The organism is Corynebacterium sp. (assembly GCF_022712195.1).
Taxonomy (GTDB): Bacteria; Actinomycetota; Actinomycetes; order Mycobacteriales; family Mycobacteriaceae; genus Corynebacterium.
In genome coordinates this window covers 14,646-29,777 of the sequence record NZ_JALAGY010000041.1, presented here as the reverse complement: position 1 = coordinate 29,777, position 15,132 = coordinate 14,646, and the positions used below count along the sequence as shown (strand labels likewise).

Below are 15,132 nucleotides of genomic sequence, written 5' to 3'. Positions count from 1 at the left end.
CGATTCGGTCACGTCGGACCAGTCTGCCACGAAGCCCGGCGGAATGTCAGTCCTGCGACTGCCCCTCGATCCGCTCGCTCAGGTCCGGAAGCGCCTCCCGGAACGGCGGGATCAACGGCAGCTCCGCCACCTCGTCGAGCGGGCACCAGGCGAGGTCCGCACTCTCCGCGGACGGGAAGAGCTCCAGCGGATCATCGCACGTGCCCAGCACCGTGGTGTAGGTCCACTCCCCGACGGTGTCGTCGGGGGTTTCCCAGCACAGCTGCCCGCCCATCGTCACCGTCAACGGGTAGCCGGTCTCCGGGTGGGTGACCCGGTGCGCCCTCACCGCCTCAAGCAGGGAGGAACCCCGTTCCACCGCCTCGGTCACCGGGGCGGCCAGGTCCATGTCCTCAGGTGCGAGAGGAACGCGGACCAGGACGTGGGAGAGTTCGGCGCGCGCGGTCACCAGGTGATCGGCGACCCGGACGTCGGCCGGGTCGACCCCGGTCTCCTCCTGAGTCTCCCGCAGTGCGGCGTCCACCGCCGACTCCCCCGGCTCCACGGCCCCACCCGGGATACCCCACGTACCGCCGAAGTTCGTCCAGCTCGCCCGGTGCTGGACGAGCAGGAGCGTCGTGCCGCGTTCCCGTGTGGTGAGGAAGAGGCCCGCCGCGCCGAGCGTGCCCCACCGTCGGGCGCCGTCGAGGCCGACCGCCCACCCGTCACCGTGCAGTGCCTGTTGGGTCATGCCGACCAGGGTACGCCTGTTTCCCGGAGGCCCTCCGGAGCTAACGCCGGCCCGCCTCGAAGGCGGCGCCGACACGGTAGAGCCGGTCGTCTCCGTGGGCCGGGCCCATGATCTGCAGGCCGACCGGAAGCCCGGTGTCGGTGGACAGCGGTCCCGGCACGGACATGCCGCACACCCCGGCGAGGTTCAGCGGCAGGGTGCACAGGTCGAAGAGGTACATCGCCAGCGGGTCGTCCGCCTTCTCCCCCAGCTCGAAGGCCGTGGTGGGTGTCACCGGGGAGACGAGGACGTCGACCTCGGCGAAGGCCTTGGCGAAGTCCTGCGCGATGAGGTTACGCACCCGCTGCGCCTGCAGGTAGTAGGCGTCGTAGTAGCCCACCGAGAGCGCGTAGGTGCCCAGGATGATGCGGCGCTTGACCTCCGGGCCGAAGCCGGCGGCCCGGGTGGCGGACATGACCTGGTCGGCCGAGTGGTGTCCGTCGTCGAGCTGACGCCTGCCGTACCGCATACCGTCGAAGCGGGCCAGGTTCGAACTGACCTCGCAGGGCAGGATGAGGTAGTAGGCGTTCAACGCGTACTCGAAGCTGGGGCAGTCGACCTCCACGATCGTGGCCCCCTGTGCCTCGAGCTGCTCCAGCGAGGCGCGGTAGCTATCCCGGACGCCGGCCTGCAGGCCCTGGACGGTCTCCAGCTGCTTGACCACACCGACGGTCACCCCGGAGAGGTCACCGTCGGCACCCCGGCGTGCGGCCTCGACGACGGGGGCGACGGGACGTGCGGAGGACGTGGAGTCCTGCGGGTCATGCCCGGCGATGACCTCGTGCAGCAGGGCCGTGTCGAGCACGGTACGCCCTGTCGGACCGCCCTGGTCCAGCGAGGAGGCGCAGGCGACGAGTCCGTAGCGGGAGACGGTGCCGTAGGTGGGCTTCACACCGACGGTGTTGGTCAGCGCGGCGGGCTGACGGATCGATCCACCGGTGTCGGTACCGATCGCCAGCGGCGCCATGCCGGCCGCGAGTGCCGCGGAGGAGCCGCCGCCGGAGCCGCCGGCGGTCCGCGAGAGGTCCCAGGGGTTGTGCGTGGGACCGTAGGCGGAGTTCTCCGTGGACGAGCCCATCGCGAACTCGTCCATGTTCGTCTTGCCCAGGATCGGGATTCCGGCCTCGCGGATGCGGCGGGTCACCGTGGCGTCGTAAGGGCTCATGTAGCCCTCGAGCATCTTCGACGCACAGGTCGTCGGCGCGTCGGTGGTGACGAAGACGTCCTTGAGTGCCAGCGGCACGCCGGCGAGGGCGGAGGCGACGGTGCCCGCGGCGATGTCCTTGTCGGCCTGCTCGGCGGCGGCGATGGCCTCCTTCTCCCCCACGTGGAGGAACGCGTGCACGTCCCCGTCGACGGCGGCGATCCGGTCGAGGTGCGCCCGGGTGGCGTCGACGGAGCTGACGTCGCCCGAGTGGATCTTCTCCGCGAGTTCCGCGGCGGTCCAGGTCGTCAGGTTCGAGTCATCCCGGGTACCGACGGTGTAGGTGGTGCTGTTCACTTCACTCATTTCGCTGTCGTCTCGCCCTCTACTCGCCCAGGATCCGGGGAACCTGGAAACGCTGCTGTGCCTGCTTCGGCGCCTGGTCGAGCGCCTGCTCGGCGGTGAGGGACTCCTGGGGGACGTCCTCACGCATCACCGACACGGCGCCGTCGACGTTCTGGGTCGGGTGACTCAGCGGCTCGACACCGGCGGTGTCGACCTCGCGGACGGCGGCGACCGTCTCCACGATGCCGTCGATCTGCGCTGCGTAGTGGGTGAGCTCGTCCTCGGTCAGGTCGAGGCGGGAGAGCCTGGCGAGGTGCGCGACCTCGTCACGGGAGATCTCGGACACAGGTGGGTCCCCTTTTCGTGTTCGCTGGGTTTACCCCGACCACTCTAGTAGGACGCTGGGTCGGACGTACGCTCACCCCGGTTCGCTACAATCGGGGCGTCCACCGTCCCATCTACGCTGAGGTACACCTTGTCCTATCTGATGCGCGTCCGTCTCCCCGATGTCCCCGGAACCCTCGGGCTCATCGCGGCAACCATGGGGACCATCGACGCAGACATCCGCAGCGTGGACGTCGTCGAACACGACCCTGACGGCACCGTCGTCGACGATGTCGTCGTCGACCTTCCCCCGGGCCGTCTGGCCGACGCCCTGATCAGCGCGGCACAGGAGGTCGACGGCGTCTACGTCGACTCAATCCGTCCCTTCTCCGGGACGGTCGACCGGCGTGGCCAGATCAGCCTGCTCGCCGAGCTCGCCCGGCACCGGCACCGCGCCGTCGACAGTCTCCAGAAGCTGATCGACGCGCTCCCGAAGTCCATGTCGGTGCAGTGGGCGGTGATCCTGGAGTCCGGCGAGAACACCCGCCGAGTCGCCGCGTCCGCCTCCGCGCCCGAGGACGACGGCCGGGTACTGACCGAGACCCCCGTCTCCGAACCACGTGCGCTGACCGACCGTGACGCCTGGGTGCCGTCGAGTTGGACGGTGATGGACTCCGCACTGGCGGCCACCCCCCTGCCGGGCACGGACTACATCCTGATCCTCGGCCGCCCCGGCGGGCCGGACTTCCTGCTCTCCGAGATCGAGCACCTCGGGGAAGTCGGGCAGATCCTCGGCGCCCTGCTGAGCTGACTCACCGCCCTACTCCCCAGCCGGGGCGAGGAACAGCTGGTAGGAGGGGTTGTCCGTGACTTCGGTGAAGGGGTACCCGAGTTCACTGAGGTGTGCCTCGAAGTCCTCGGAGCGGGCGTCCTCGAAGGCCGCGAGGATGCGGCCGTAGTCCATGCCCTGGCTGCGGTAGTGGAACGCCGTGATGTTCCAGGTCGTCCCGAGCACGTCGAGGAAGTGCACCAGGGCGCCGGGGTGCTCCGGGAACTCGAAGGAGAACATCCGCTCGTCCACGAAGGCCGGCGGTACGCCGCCGATCATGTACCGGATGTGCTCCTTGGCGATCTCGTCGTCGGAGAGGTCGACCACCTCGTAACCGGCACCGGCCAGAGCGTCCGCGATCGCCGCGCGTTCTGTCGCCCCCTCCTTGAGCTGGACACCGACGAAGATCCGGGCACGCCGGTCGTCCCCCCGCTCACCGACCCGGTAGTTGAACTCGGTGACCATGCGACCGTTGAGGACCTCGCAGAACTTCAGGAAGGCCCCCTGTTCCTCCGGGATGGTGACGGCGAAGATCGCCTCCCCGCCCTCGCCGAGTTCGGCCCGTTCTGAGATGTACCGCAGGGTGTGGAAGTTCACGTTCGCCCCGGAGAGGATGTTCACCAGCGTCTCGTCCTGGATGTCGTGGGCGGCGGCGTACTTCTTCAACCCCGCCAGCGACACGGCGCCGGCGGGTTCGGCGATCGCACGGGTGTCGTCGAACAGGTCCTTCACCGCTGCGCTGATCTCGTCGGAGCTGACGGTCACCACCTCGTCGAGGTACTCCCGGCACAGGCGGAAGGTCTCGGCACCGATCCTGCGCACGGCCACTCCCTCAGCGAAAAGGCTGACATGGGTCAGTTCCACCGGCTCCCCGGCCCAGAGTGCCGCGGTGAGACACGCGGACTCCTCCGGTTCGACACCGATGACCTGGATCTGCGGGTTCAGTTCCTTCAGCAGGACGGCGACGCCGGCGGCGAGGCCGCCGCCGCCGACGGGCACGAAGACACGGTCGACCGGTCCCGCCTGGAAGATCTCCAGGCCTATGGTGCCCTGCCCGGCGATGACGGCCTCGTTGTCGAAGGGCGGCACGTAGACCAGCCCCTCACTCTCCGCGAGTTCCTTCGCCTTGCCCTGCGCGGCGTCGAAGTTCTCGCCGTGGAGGACGACCTCACCGCCGAACCCGCGCACGGCATCCACCTTGATCGACGGTGTGGTCACCGGCATCACGATCACCGAGCGGATCCCCAGTTCCCTACCGGACAGTGCCACGCCCTGGGCGTGGTTTCCCGCAGAGGCGGTGATCACACCGGCGCAACCGGTGAGCTGGGACATCCTGTTGAAGGCGCCGCGCAGCTTGAAACTGTGCACCGGCTGGAGGTCCTCACGCTTGACCAGCACCCGGTTGCCCGTCTTCTCCGACAGGGCGGTCATGGTGTCCAGGGGTGTGTGCCTGGCCGCCCGGTAGACCGGTGCGGCAACGATGTCGCGGAGGTATTCTGCCGAGGTCTTCGTCGCGGAGTTAGCCATGGTGGTCAATCGTACTGAACGGCCGGCCCCGCCGGCCCACTAGGACTGCAACGGCCAGGAGGTGTTCACCGTCGCGGCACGATCGGACTGCCCCTTGTCCTCGAAGTACTTCTTCAGCCCCGACTGCGACTCGTAGTGCCAGGTAGCCTGACTGAGCATCAGTTCATCGGCGGTGACCTCGGTGAGCTCGGGGTAGGCCCGGGCGAGTTTCCACGCGACCCGCGCCGCAGCGAGGGCGTCCGCGGTGGCCTCGTGTGCGTTGTCCAGCGTCACCCCCCAGTGGGCGCACACCGGCTCCAGCTGCCGCTTGCCCTTGCGGTACGGATCCTTGGCCTTGTCGATGACCAGGGGGTCGACGACCGGACCGTCCACGGTGAACGTGGGTTCCAGACTCCGCAGCACGGTGAGGTCGTACGCCGCGTTGTAGACGATCAACGTGGCACCGTCGCGCCACCCGGCCCGGATGCGTTCGATGGTCTCCGCCAGGACCTCGTCATGGGGACGCCCGTGCTCCCGGGCGTACTCCGTGGTGATGCCGTGGACCTTCGACGCCCCCTCGGGGATCGGGATGCCCGGGTCGGCGAGCATCTCCAGGTCGTCACGCTGGCGGCCCTTGATGGAGATCAGTGCACTGGTCACGATGCGGGCGGTGAACGGGTCCGTACCGGTGGTCTCCAGGTCGAAACTGAGGAGATGAGTCGGGTCGAAGTGCGCGGCGGTCGTCATGGGAGCCACTCTATAACGCCCACCGGACATGAATGCCGCGGGCTGTCCGGGACCCCCACCGGCACACAGTCGCCCGGGCACGCCCGTCGGTGCGACGGGGTGCCCGGGCGACGAGTCTCCGGGGAGGAGCGGCCTCGACAGGGCCAGCCGGAACGTGACCGGACTAGACGAGGAAGTCGTCGTGCTCCGGAGTGTCGACGGCGATGGCCTCGTCGTCACCGAAGAGGAAGTAGTTGGCGCCGGCGGTCAACTCGTTGATCTCTTCACGGCTGAGCAGGTTGAACATGTGATCGTCCTTTCTGAAATGCAGCCATCTGATCTGTTCGCTGGTCTGCGAGGGGTTCTCTCTGACGTCTCCAACGCTAGATTTCGTCCGGTGAACCGATCTACCCCCTCCACGCCTCGCCCACCCCGATAAACGCATCACATTCTCAAGGTCACCGCAGTTCACAAGGGTTTCCGGACACAATCTAGTTATGTCCGCCGCAGACAGCGGCACCCCCGCACCCGGTGGTGCACATCACAACACGCCCGGCCACTGTGAGCAGTCACTCACATACCGACAGAACCATCACACAGTGCCCCGTCCTGCACCCTTCACGACGTCCGGCTCACTACACTGGCGACGGTGACTGAGATTTCGCCCGAGACTTCCCCTGAGACTTCGCCCGAGACTTCCCCCGAGCCCTCCTCAGAGACGCCGCCAGGGACGCCGGCGGAGCGTTGGACCCGTCTGGCCGCTGAGGTCCGTCGGCACCGGGAGCTCTACTACTACGGGACACCGGAGATCTCCGACGCCGACTTCGACGCTCTCATGCGTGAGCTCCAGGACCTCGAGGCCGCCCACCCCGACGCCGTCCAGGGACCCAGTCCCACCCAGGAGGTCGCGCCGTCACCGGAGAACTCGCCGTTCCGCAATGTCGACCACCGCGAACAGATGCTCAGCCTCGACAACGTCTTCAGCCTCGAGGACATGCGCGAGTGGCTCACCCGGACCCCCGCCCCCACATACCTCACGGAGCTGAAGATCGACGGAGCGTCCATCAACCTCCTCTACGTAGACGGCCGGCTCTCCCTCGCCCTCACCCGCGGCGACGGGATCACCGGGGAGGACGTCACCCACAACGCCCGGACACTCGACGACATCCCCGAGTCGCTCACCGGCACCCCGGAGTTTCCCGTCCCCTCCCTGGTGGAGATCAGGGGCGAGATCTTCATCACCGTCGAGGACTTCGCGACGATGAACGCCGACCGGCAGGCCGAGGGCAAGAAGATGTTCGCCAACCCCCGCAACGCCGCCGCCGGGGCGATGCGGCAGAAGAACCCCGAGGAGACCGCAAAGCGGCCGCTCCGCCTGATCTGCCACGGAATCGGCGCCAGGGAGGGCTTCGATCCCGCCAGCCAGCACGACGGCTACCGGGCGATCGAGGCGTGGGGGCTGCCCGTCAGCCCGTACACCCGGCAGGTCCACTCCCCCGAGGAGGTCATCGACGCCGTCACCTACTGGGGTGAACACCGCCACGACGCCGCACACGAGATGGACGGACTGGTGGTGAAGGTCGACGACGTCACCGAACAACGCAACCTGGGCGCCACCAGCCGGGCCCCTCGCTGGGCCATCGCCTACAAGTACCCCCCGGAAGAGGCGGTGACCACGGTGGAGTCCATCCGGGTGGGAATCGGACGCACCGGACGGGCCACCCCCTACGCGGTGATGACACCGACCTACGTCGCCGGGTCCACGGTGACCATGGCGACCCTGCACAACGCCACCGAGGCCCACCGCAAGGGAGTCCGTCTCGGTGACCGTGCGATGATCCGCAAGGCCGGCGAGGTCATCCCCGAGGTGCTCGGCCCCGTGGAGAGCGCCCGCACCGGGGAGGAGCGCGAGTACGTCTACCCGTCGCTCTGCCCGGAGTGCGGCACCCCGCTGTCCCCCACCCGCGAGGGCGACGCCGACTGGCGTTGCCCCAACACCAGGTACTGCCCCGGCCAACTGCAGAACCGGCTGAACTACCTCGCCGGGCGCGGCGCATTCGACATCGACGCCCTCGGCGAGCGCGCCGCCCACGACCTCATCGCCTCCGGGGTGCTCCCCGACGAGGGCCACCTCTTCTCGCTCACCCCCGAGACCCTGGCCACCACCAGCGCCTACACCACCAAGGCGGGGAACCTGAACAAGCAGGGTGAGGTCCTGCTCGCCAACCTCGAGGAGGCCAAGAGGGTCGACCTGTGGCGGGTGATCACGGCATTGTCGATCCGGCATGTCGGGCCAACGGCGGCCAAGGCACTGGCCGCCCGCCTGCAGTCCGTCCCGGTGATCAGCGAGGCCTCGGTGGAGGAGATGGCCGCGATCGACGGCGTCGGGGAGACCATCGCGCAGTCGGTCAAGGACTGGTTCGCGGTGGACTGGCACCGGGAGATCGTCGACGCCTGGGCCGCCGCCGGCGTGCGGATGGAGCAGATCGTGGAGGCGTCCGACCTGCCGGAGCAGACCCTGGCGGGGTTGACCGTGGTTGTCACCGGTTCCCTGGAGACCTTCGACCGCACCGAGGCCAAGGAGGCCGTGGAGTCCCGCGGAGGGAAGGCCTCCGGCTCGGTCTCCCGGAAGACCGACTTCCTGGTGGCCGGGGAGAAGGCCGGCTCGAAGCTGGCGAAGGCTGAGGAACTGGGGGTCCCGGTCCTCGACGAGGCCGGTTTCACGACGCTGCTCGCCGAGGGGCCGGACGCGGTGTCCTGACGCCGCTCCGCCGTCTCCCCGTCCCCCACCATCGCCCCGTGGTCCACGGTAGGCTCGCTGTCACTGCTTTCCCCGTCCCCCACCACCGTCAGGAGTTTTATGTCCGTCGTGAAGATCAACGCCATCGACGTTCCCGAGGGCGCAGGCCCCGAGCTGGAGGCCCGCTTCGCCGCCAGGGCTCACAGCGTCGACGGGTCCCCCGGTTTCGAGGGCTTCCAGCTGCTGCGTCCCACCGCGGGTGAGAACCGCTACTTCGTCGTCACGACGTGGGCCACCGAAGAGGACTTCCGGGCCTGGGCGGACGGCCCGGCGAAGGAGGCCCACCGTGGCCCGGACGGTGGCGGGGCCCGGAAGCCGGTGGCCACCGGGGCCTCACTCCTCGAGTTCGAGGTCGTGGACCTTCAGGCGGTCGCAGAGGGCGCCTCCTCCGAGTAGCCGGCGGGGCCGGGCCGGCGAACGGCCCCGCTCAGTTGCGGTGCAGCAGTGCTGCGGCCCCGCGCACGGTCCGCGCCAGCTCGGCGGCCGCCGTCGGTGTCAGGACACCGTCACCGACGGCGACCAGGTCGATCTGCGGTTCAGGGACGGCGGTGTCGAAGGTCCACTGTCTCCATGTCCGGATGACCCGGTGCGCGATCTCGTCGCTGGTGCGGCTGTCGTCGACCCGCCAGGCCACCTGGTTGCCGGCGTCGATCATCCCCGCCACCTCGTCGGTCAACTCGTCGACCACGAAGGCGTTGGCGCCGGTGTGTGCGATGTCGGTCCACGCGACACCGCTGTCGAGGACCACCGACCGCTGCGCCCCACCACGGACCTGTTCGATGAAGCGCCGTTCGACGTTCACCGCGACCTCACGGTCCACCTGCATCGTCTCGAACTCGGTGGCGCCCTCCAGCCGGGTGACGACCTCTTCGAGCCGACGCTCGTGAACATGCACCACAGAGGCACCGACGGCGTCGCAGAACTCCCTGACCCCCTCGCCGAGGGACAGCGCCACATCCCGGAACGCCGGGCGGTCGAAGCACAGAGGGTGACCGCGGTACTCCACCGACGCACCGAAGGTCCACGGGCCCGCCACGTGGACCATCAGCCGCCCGGTACCCGGCATCACCTCGGCGACGATGTCGGTGAGTTCGTGGAGCCGGCCGAGGAAGTGCCGGGCGTCCAACGTCCTGCCGGGCGCGATCTCCCAACCCCGCGCATGCGAGCGCAGGTAGGGGCCTCCGACGAGGACGCCCGTCGCGGCCGTCACCGGCAGCAGGTCCGCCTGCGGCAGGCTCAGCGGGGGGACGGCACCGACGTCCTCGTCCACGTCGCGTGTTCGCCGCGACGCCGCCGCCAGGGCCGACCGGAGGTCCCTGTGGTCGGTGTGGACGTCCTCCCACCACGCGAAGCGACTGTCCCCGCCCGCGGCACCGGTCTCCCCGTTCACGCCGTCTGCGCCTCGGCCTCGGCGGACCAGGGGGCGGTGGCGCAGATCGTCCCCGAACCGAGGAGGATGTCGCCGTCGTCGTCCGGGAGGTAGACCACGGCCGCCTGACCGCGGGCGACGCCGCGCAGCGGTTCGTGGAGGTCAAGGGCGACGGAATCATCTCCCAACGTCGCCGTCGCCGGGACGACGCCCCCGTGGGCACGGACCTGGACCTCGCAGTCGAAGGTGGTGCCGTGCTTCGCCGGGTCGAGCCGCTTGAGCCGGTCGGCCGTGATGTGGCCGACGCGCAGGTCGTCGCGGCCACCCACGGTGACCGTACCGGTGGAGGCGTCGATGTCGGTGACGTAGCGGGGCTGACCGTCCGGCGCCGGTCCGGCGACCCCGAGCCCTTTGCGCTGCCCGATGGTGAACCCGTAGACGCCGTCGTGTTCGGCGAGGGTCTCCCCCTCCACCGACTTCACCATCCCGGGACGCAGTCCGATCTGCCTGCCCAGGAAGGCCTGTGTGTTGCCGTCGGGGATGAAGCAGATGTCGTGGCTGTCCGGCTTCGACGCCACCCCCATGCCGAGATCCTTGGCCTCGGCCCGGATGTCTGGCTTCACGGTGTCCCCGACCGGGAACATGCAGTGCGCGAGCTGCTCGTCGTCGAGAACGCCGAGCACGTAGGACTGGTCCTTGTTGGCGTCGACGCCGCGCCGCATCACCCCGTCGTGCAGCCGGGCGTAGTGGCCGGTGACCACCGCGTCGAACCCCAGCGCGACGGAGCGGTCGAGCAGTGCCTCGAACTTGATCTTCTCGTTGCACCGCAGGCAGGGGTTCGGTGTCTCGCCGATCTCGTAGGACTCCACGAAGTTGTCGATGACGTCGGCCTTGAACCGGTCGGAGAAGTCCCAGACGTAGAACGGGATGCCGAGGGAGTCGCAGACCCGCCGTGCGTCGGCGGAATCCTCCAGTGAACAGCATCCCCGGGAACCGGCGCGCACGGCCTCCGGTGACTGGCTCAACGCCAGGTGGACACCGACGACCTCGTGCCCCGCCTCGAGCGCCCGTGCCGCCGCCACGGAAGAGTCCACCCCTCCGCTCATCGCCGCGACAACCCGCATGGTGTTCTCCCTTCTCTCGTCTGTTGCCCTGCAGTCAGCCCTTCACCCTACACCGGGCGTGGTGGAACCCGGACGCCGGAACCGGGACGTCGGAACCGGGACGCCACGGCGCCAGCCGGTCACGCCATCCCCGCGGCCCGCGCCTGCTCGACCACCCCGGGCAACAGTGCGCACAGCCGGTCGACGTCCTGCGCGGTGGTGGCGGTACCGAAGGTCAGGCGGAGTGCGCCGCGGGCCACGTCGACCGGCACCCCCATCCCCGTGAGCACGTGGCTCGCGCGGTTCACGCCCGCCGAACACGCCGACCCGGTCGAGGCGTCCACTCCGGCGACGTCCAGCAGCATGATCAGGCTGTCGCCCTCGGCCCCGGGGAAGGAGACGTGGACGTGCCCGGCCAGTGCCCCGCCTGCCGGGTCGGTGTAGATCTGGGACCGGGGTATCGACCTGACGACCGACAACACCTGGTCCCGGAGGGAGTCCAGCCGACACTGTTCCCGTTCCATCTCGCCGACGGCGGCTTCCAGGGCCGCGGCCGTCCCCGCCGCCCCCTGGGGGTTGGCCGTGCCGGAACGGACCCCGCGCTCCTGACCACCACCGCGCAGAGGGCTGACCAGTACGGCGTCGCGTCGGGCCAGCAGGATCCCCATGGACTTCGGCCCGCCGAACTTGTGTGCGCTCGCCGCCAGGGTCGCACTGCCCAGCGACCGGAAGTCCACAGGCACGTGGCCGACGGCCTGGACGGCGTCGACGTGGAACGGGACTCCGGCCGCGGCGGCCTGCCCGGCGAGCTCACGGACCGGCTGGAGGTTGCCGGTCTCGTTGTTGGCCCACATGCACGTCGCCACAGCGTCCCGGGTGGCGTCGAACCCGCCGGCTCCACCGGGCTGACCGACCTTCACCCGGCCGGCGTCGTCCACCGGCAGGGCGACGTGCTCGAACTGCGGGGAGCCGCCGCCGGCGATGTCGCCGCAGAGCCAGTCGACGGTCTCCACGACGGCGGGATGCTCGGTCACCGCAGAACGGATCCGTCTCGCTGCCGGCCCGCGGGTCTTCTTCGCCCCGTAGGCCAGTCCCTGGACGGCGAGATTGTCTGATTCCGTGCCTGAGGCGGTGAAGATCACCTCGGCACGGTCCGCTCCGAGCAGTTCCGCGACCTGCTCACGGGCGTCCTCGAGCACCCGCTTGGCGTCGCGGCCGGAGGCGTACTGGCCTGCCGGGTTGAGCAGCCGGCCGGTCTCCTCCATCGCGCGGGCCGCCTCAGGTCGCAGCGGTGCCGTCGCAGCATGGTCGGCGTAGATCCTGGTCGTCGCGGGTGCCAACGGTGGTCACTTCTCCTCGGGGTAGGCGAGCAGGCGGCGGTCGAGTTCGCGCATCTTCTCCCCGATCGCCTCAGGGTCCACTCCCCGCCTCGACTTCGAGGCGGCGAGACTGCGCTGGGCGGCGAACATCGCCTCACGTCTGACCTCCAGGGCCTTACGTCCCAGGGCCCGGCTTCGTTCACGGCGCCGGCGGATGATCTCCGCCTCGGTCGGCTCTGCCAGGGAGCCGTCGGCACCGTCAGCACCGCCGGCGCCGCCGGGTGTCACGTCCGCCGCGTCATCCGCACTGTCGTCGGAGCTGTCGTCCAGGGCGGAGGCCGATCGCACCAGCCCCAGGCGTTCCTCGATCCGGGCCGCCTGTTCAGGTGACAGTCCCTCGCTCATCTGCGCCCGCACGACGTCGAGGGCCGCCCGGTACGCCTCGTCCAGCGCCTCCTCGGTCTGCTTGTCCTCGAGGTCCTGCAGCCCGTGGTTCCTGCGCAGGTAGGACGTCAGTGCGGGCAGGGTGAGTCCCGGGATCACCATCGTGCACAGCAGGACGACGAAGGCGACGATGGTGAACTCGTCGCGCAGCGGGAAGTCCACCGGGTTCAACGACAGCACCAGCGCGAAGGTCACCAGCCCCCGCATGCCCGACCAGCTGAGCAGGATCACGTCGGTGAACCTGATCGGTGCACGGTACCTCCCCCGTCGGGTCCTGTTGACCCGCAGCAGCCAGCACATCCAGAGGAACCGGACGAGGACCAGCACCACGGAGATGACCAGTCCCCACCAGACGGGGTTGAGGTGGTCGGTGTCGTCGTCGATGATCGCGTCGCGGACATTCATACCCATCAGGCCGAAGGCCAGGCCGGTGACCAGCAGCTCGGTGACTTCCCAGAACGCCGACCCGGTCAACCGCGAGTCCGCCGCGGTGGCGTCGGTGCGGGAGGTCAGCTCCACCGCCGCCACCACCACGGCGATCACGCCGGAGACGTGGATCTCCTCGGCGGCGAGGTACACCATGAACGGCAGCACCCAGGTGAAGGCGTTACCGGCCACCGGGGAGTCCAGCCACCCCAGGACCAGCGCGGAGCCACGACCGATCAGCCAGCCAAGGACCACCGCCCCCAGGGCGCTGTACACGAAGGTGCCGCCGGCCTCGAACCAGTGGATGTCGTCGTTGAACTGGGCGGCTGTGATCGCCGCGCTGAAGATCACCAACGAGGCTGCGTCGTTGAAGAGCCCCTCGGACTGCAGGGAGCCGATGATCCTGCGGGGGATGCCGGCCGGTTCCGCCACCGCCTCCACCGCCACCGGGTCCGGCGGCGCCACCGCCGCGGCGAGGGCCAGGGCCGCCACCAGGCCCACTCCCGGGATGATCAGCATGGTCACCCCGGTCACCACGGCGACGGTGGTGAACACCAGTCCCACGGACAGGCTGAGGATGGTGCGCCACTGGTCCCGGAACATGCCCCAGGACGTCCTGCGGGCCAGTGCCCACAGCAGGGGCGGCAGGAAGAGCGGGAGGATCAGCTCCGGTTCGATCCACACCGTCGGGGTACCGGGGATGAACATCACCGCCGTGGTGACCAGCAGGAGAAGGACCGGCCAGGGCAGGCCGATGCGGTCCCCCACGCCGACGGTCAGCACCGTCGCGAGCATCAGGAACATGATGACGAAGAGGGTGGTCACGGCGGTGTTGTCCTTCGGGAGGTGGGCACGGTGTGTCTCTGGGAGGGTGCCGCCGAGGTGTCCGGGGACACGATGAGGACCCGCACTCGGTGAGTGCGGGTCCTCATCGTGCCGTGTGCACGGTTCACCTCACCGGGTCACCGACGATTCTACGCGGCGGCACCGGCGCAGACACCGCCAGGTGCCCGCGGGGACCGTGCTGCAGGCCCTGCTCCTAGCCGCGGGCCTTGAGTGCCTCGGTGGCCTGCGGGGCGACCTTGAAGAGGTCACCGACGACACCGAAGTCGGCGATCTCGAAGATTCCGGCCTCGTCGTCCTTGTTGACCGCGACGATGGTCTTCGAGGTCTGCATGCCGGCCTTGTGCTGGATGGCACCGGAGATGCCCAGGGCGATGTACAGGTTCGGCGAGACGGTCTTGCCGGTCTGCCCCACCTGGAACTTGCCCGGGTAGTAGTCGGCGTCCACTGCGGCACGGGAGGCACCGACGGCGGCACCGAGGACGTCCGCCAGGGGCTCGACGACATCGCGGAAGCCCTCGGGGCCGGCGACACCACGGCCACCGGAGACCACGATCTTGGCCTCGGTGAGCTCGGGACGGTCAGCCTTCTCCGCCGGGGAGAAGGAGGTGACGGTCACCGCGGTCGGGCCGGCGGCGGGCAGCTCGACGGGCTGGACGGTACCGGAGGCGGCCTGCGGCTCCGGATCGACGGCACCGGCGCGCAGGGTGAACACCGGCGAAGCGCCACCGGCGGTGGACTCGACGGTGAAGTCGCCGCCGAAGATGGAACCGGTGGAGGTGCGGTCGCCGCGGATCTCGATCTGGTCGTAGAGCACGCCGGACGCCACACGGGCGCCGACGCGGCCGGCGATCTCGTTGCCGGCGGCACCGGCGGCGATGACCACCGGGACCTGGAGCTGGGCGGCGAGACCGGAGACGGCGTCGACCGAGGGGGTGACGACGTACTTCTCGGCGTCTTCCGACTCGGCGGCGTAGATGGTCTCGGCGCCACCGGCGGCCAGACCGGGCTGCAGCTTCTCGGCGGTGCCGGGGGCACCGACGACCACGGCACCGACGGTGCCGAAGGCGCGGGCTGCGGTGATGAGCTCGAGGGTGGAGTTCTTCAGTTCACCCTGCGTGTGCTCGACAAGTACCAGGACGTTGGTCATGGTTGTGAATGTCCTTTCGACAGATTCGTTCTGGG

General features: G+C 69.4%; 14 protein-coding genes. 3 read left to right on the top strand and 11 right to left on the bottom strand.

The window, feature by feature from the left end:
* Window positions 1-46: 46 nt before the first annotated feature.
* The 3 genes from Q0A34_RS05470 to gatC are packed head-to-tail and all read right to left on the bottom strand — an operon-like array spanning window position 47 to window position 2,604.
* Window positions 47-730: an NUDIX hydrolase gene (locus Q0A34_RS05470; RefSeq protein WP_291478998.1), complete on the bottom strand. Its 684-nt coding sequence runs from the start codon at window positions 728-730 to the stop codon at window positions 47-49.
* Window positions 731-770: 40 nt separating this feature from the next.
* Entirely contained in the window at window positions 771-2,279 is a 1,509-nt protein-coding gene (gene gatA, locus Q0A34_RS05465) for an Asp-tRNA(Asn)/Glu-tRNA(Gln) amidotransferase subunit GatA (RefSeq protein WP_291478997.1), read from the bottom strand.
* 19 nt (window positions 2,280-2,298) lie between these two features.
* Window positions 2,299-2,604, bottom strand: a complete 306-nt coding sequence (gatC, locus tag Q0A34_RS05460) for an Asp-tRNA(Asn)/Glu-tRNA(Gln) amidotransferase subunit GatC (protein WP_075813130.1) — start codon at window positions 2,602-2,604, stop codon at window positions 2,299-2,301.
* A gap of 129 nt (window positions 2,605-2,733) precedes the next feature.
* On the opposite strand from gatC, the gene Q0A34_RS05455 reads away from it, so the two are divergent.
* Window positions 2,734-3,393, top strand: a complete 660-nt coding sequence (locus Q0A34_RS05455) for an amino acid-binding ACT domain protein (RefSeq protein WP_291478996.1) — start codon at window positions 2,734-2,736, stop codon at window positions 3,391-3,393.
* A gap of 9 nt (window positions 3,394-3,402) precedes the next feature.
* On the opposite strand, the gene ilvA is transcribed toward Q0A34_RS05455, so the two are convergent.
* The 3 genes from ilvA to Q0A34_RS05440 form a co-directional block, all read right to left on the bottom strand.
* Window positions 3,403-4,938: a threonine ammonia-lyase, biosynthetic gene (ilvA, locus tag Q0A34_RS05450; protein ID WP_291478995.1), complete on the bottom strand. Its 1,536-nt coding sequence runs from the start codon at window positions 4,936-4,938 to the stop codon at window positions 3,403-3,405.
* A gap of 39 nt (window positions 4,939-4,977) precedes the next feature.
* A complete protein-coding gene (locus Q0A34_RS05445) occupies window positions 4,978-5,664 on the bottom strand; it encodes a 3'-5' exonuclease (protein ID WP_291478994.1) in 687 nt (228 codons plus the stop codon).
* A 163-nt stretch (window positions 5,665-5,827) separates the two neighbouring features.
* Window positions 5,828-5,950, bottom strand: coding sequence for a hypothetical protein (locus tag Q0A34_RS05440; RefSeq protein WP_291478993.1), 123 nt, complete (start codon window positions 5,948-5,950; stop codon window positions 5,828-5,830).
* Between the two features lie 351 nt (window positions 5,951-6,301).
* On the opposite strand from Q0A34_RS05440, the gene ligA reads away from it, so the two are divergent.
* A complete protein-coding gene (gene ligA / locus Q0A34_RS05435) occupies window positions 6,302-8,404 on the top strand; it encodes an NAD-dependent DNA ligase LigA (protein WP_291479011.1) in 2,103 nt (700 codons plus the stop codon).
* Window positions 8,405-8,503: 99 nt separating this feature from the next.
* The gene (locus Q0A34_RS05430; RefSeq protein ID WP_291478992.1) at window positions 8,504-8,839 is read left to right on the top strand and encodes an antibiotic biosynthesis monooxygenase; all 336 of its coding nucleotides are present in this window, start codon (window positions 8,504-8,506) and stop codon (window positions 8,837-8,839) included.
* Window positions 8,840-8,870: 31 nt separating this feature from the next.
* On the opposite strand, the gene Q0A34_RS05425 is transcribed toward Q0A34_RS05430, so the two are convergent.
* From Q0A34_RS05425 to Q0A34_RS05405, 5 genes are all read right to left on the bottom strand, one after another.
* Entirely contained in the window at window positions 8,871-9,833 is a 963-nt protein-coding gene (locus tag Q0A34_RS05425) for a hypothetical protein (RefSeq protein WP_291478991.1), read from the bottom strand.
* Window positions 9,830-10,936, bottom strand: coding sequence for a tRNA 2-thiouridine(34) synthase MnmA (gene mnmA / locus Q0A34_RS05420; RefSeq protein ID WP_291478990.1), 1,107 nt, complete (start codon window positions 10,934-10,936; stop codon window positions 9,830-9,832). Before mnmA ends, Q0A34_RS05425 begins: the two co-directional genes overlap by 4 nt.
* 119 nt (window positions 10,937-11,055) lie before the next feature.
* Window positions 11,056-12,255, bottom strand: a complete 1,200-nt coding sequence (locus Q0A34_RS05415; protein ID WP_291478989.1) for a cysteine desulfurase family protein — start codon at window positions 12,253-12,255, stop codon at window positions 11,056-11,058.
* A gap of 6 nt (window positions 12,256-12,261) precedes the next feature.
* On the bottom strand, window positions 12,262-13,929 hold the full coding sequence (locus tag Q0A34_RS05410) for a cation:proton antiporter (protein ID WP_291478988.1): 1,668 nt from the start codon (window positions 13,927-13,929) through the stop codon (window positions 12,262-12,264).
* A gap of 214 nt (window positions 13,930-14,143) precedes the next feature.
* Entirely contained in the window at window positions 14,144-15,097 is a 954-nt protein-coding gene (locus tag Q0A34_RS05405) for an electron transfer flavoprotein subunit alpha/FixB family protein (protein WP_291478987.1), read from the bottom strand.
* Between the last annotated feature and the right edge of the window lie 35 nt (window positions 15,098-15,132).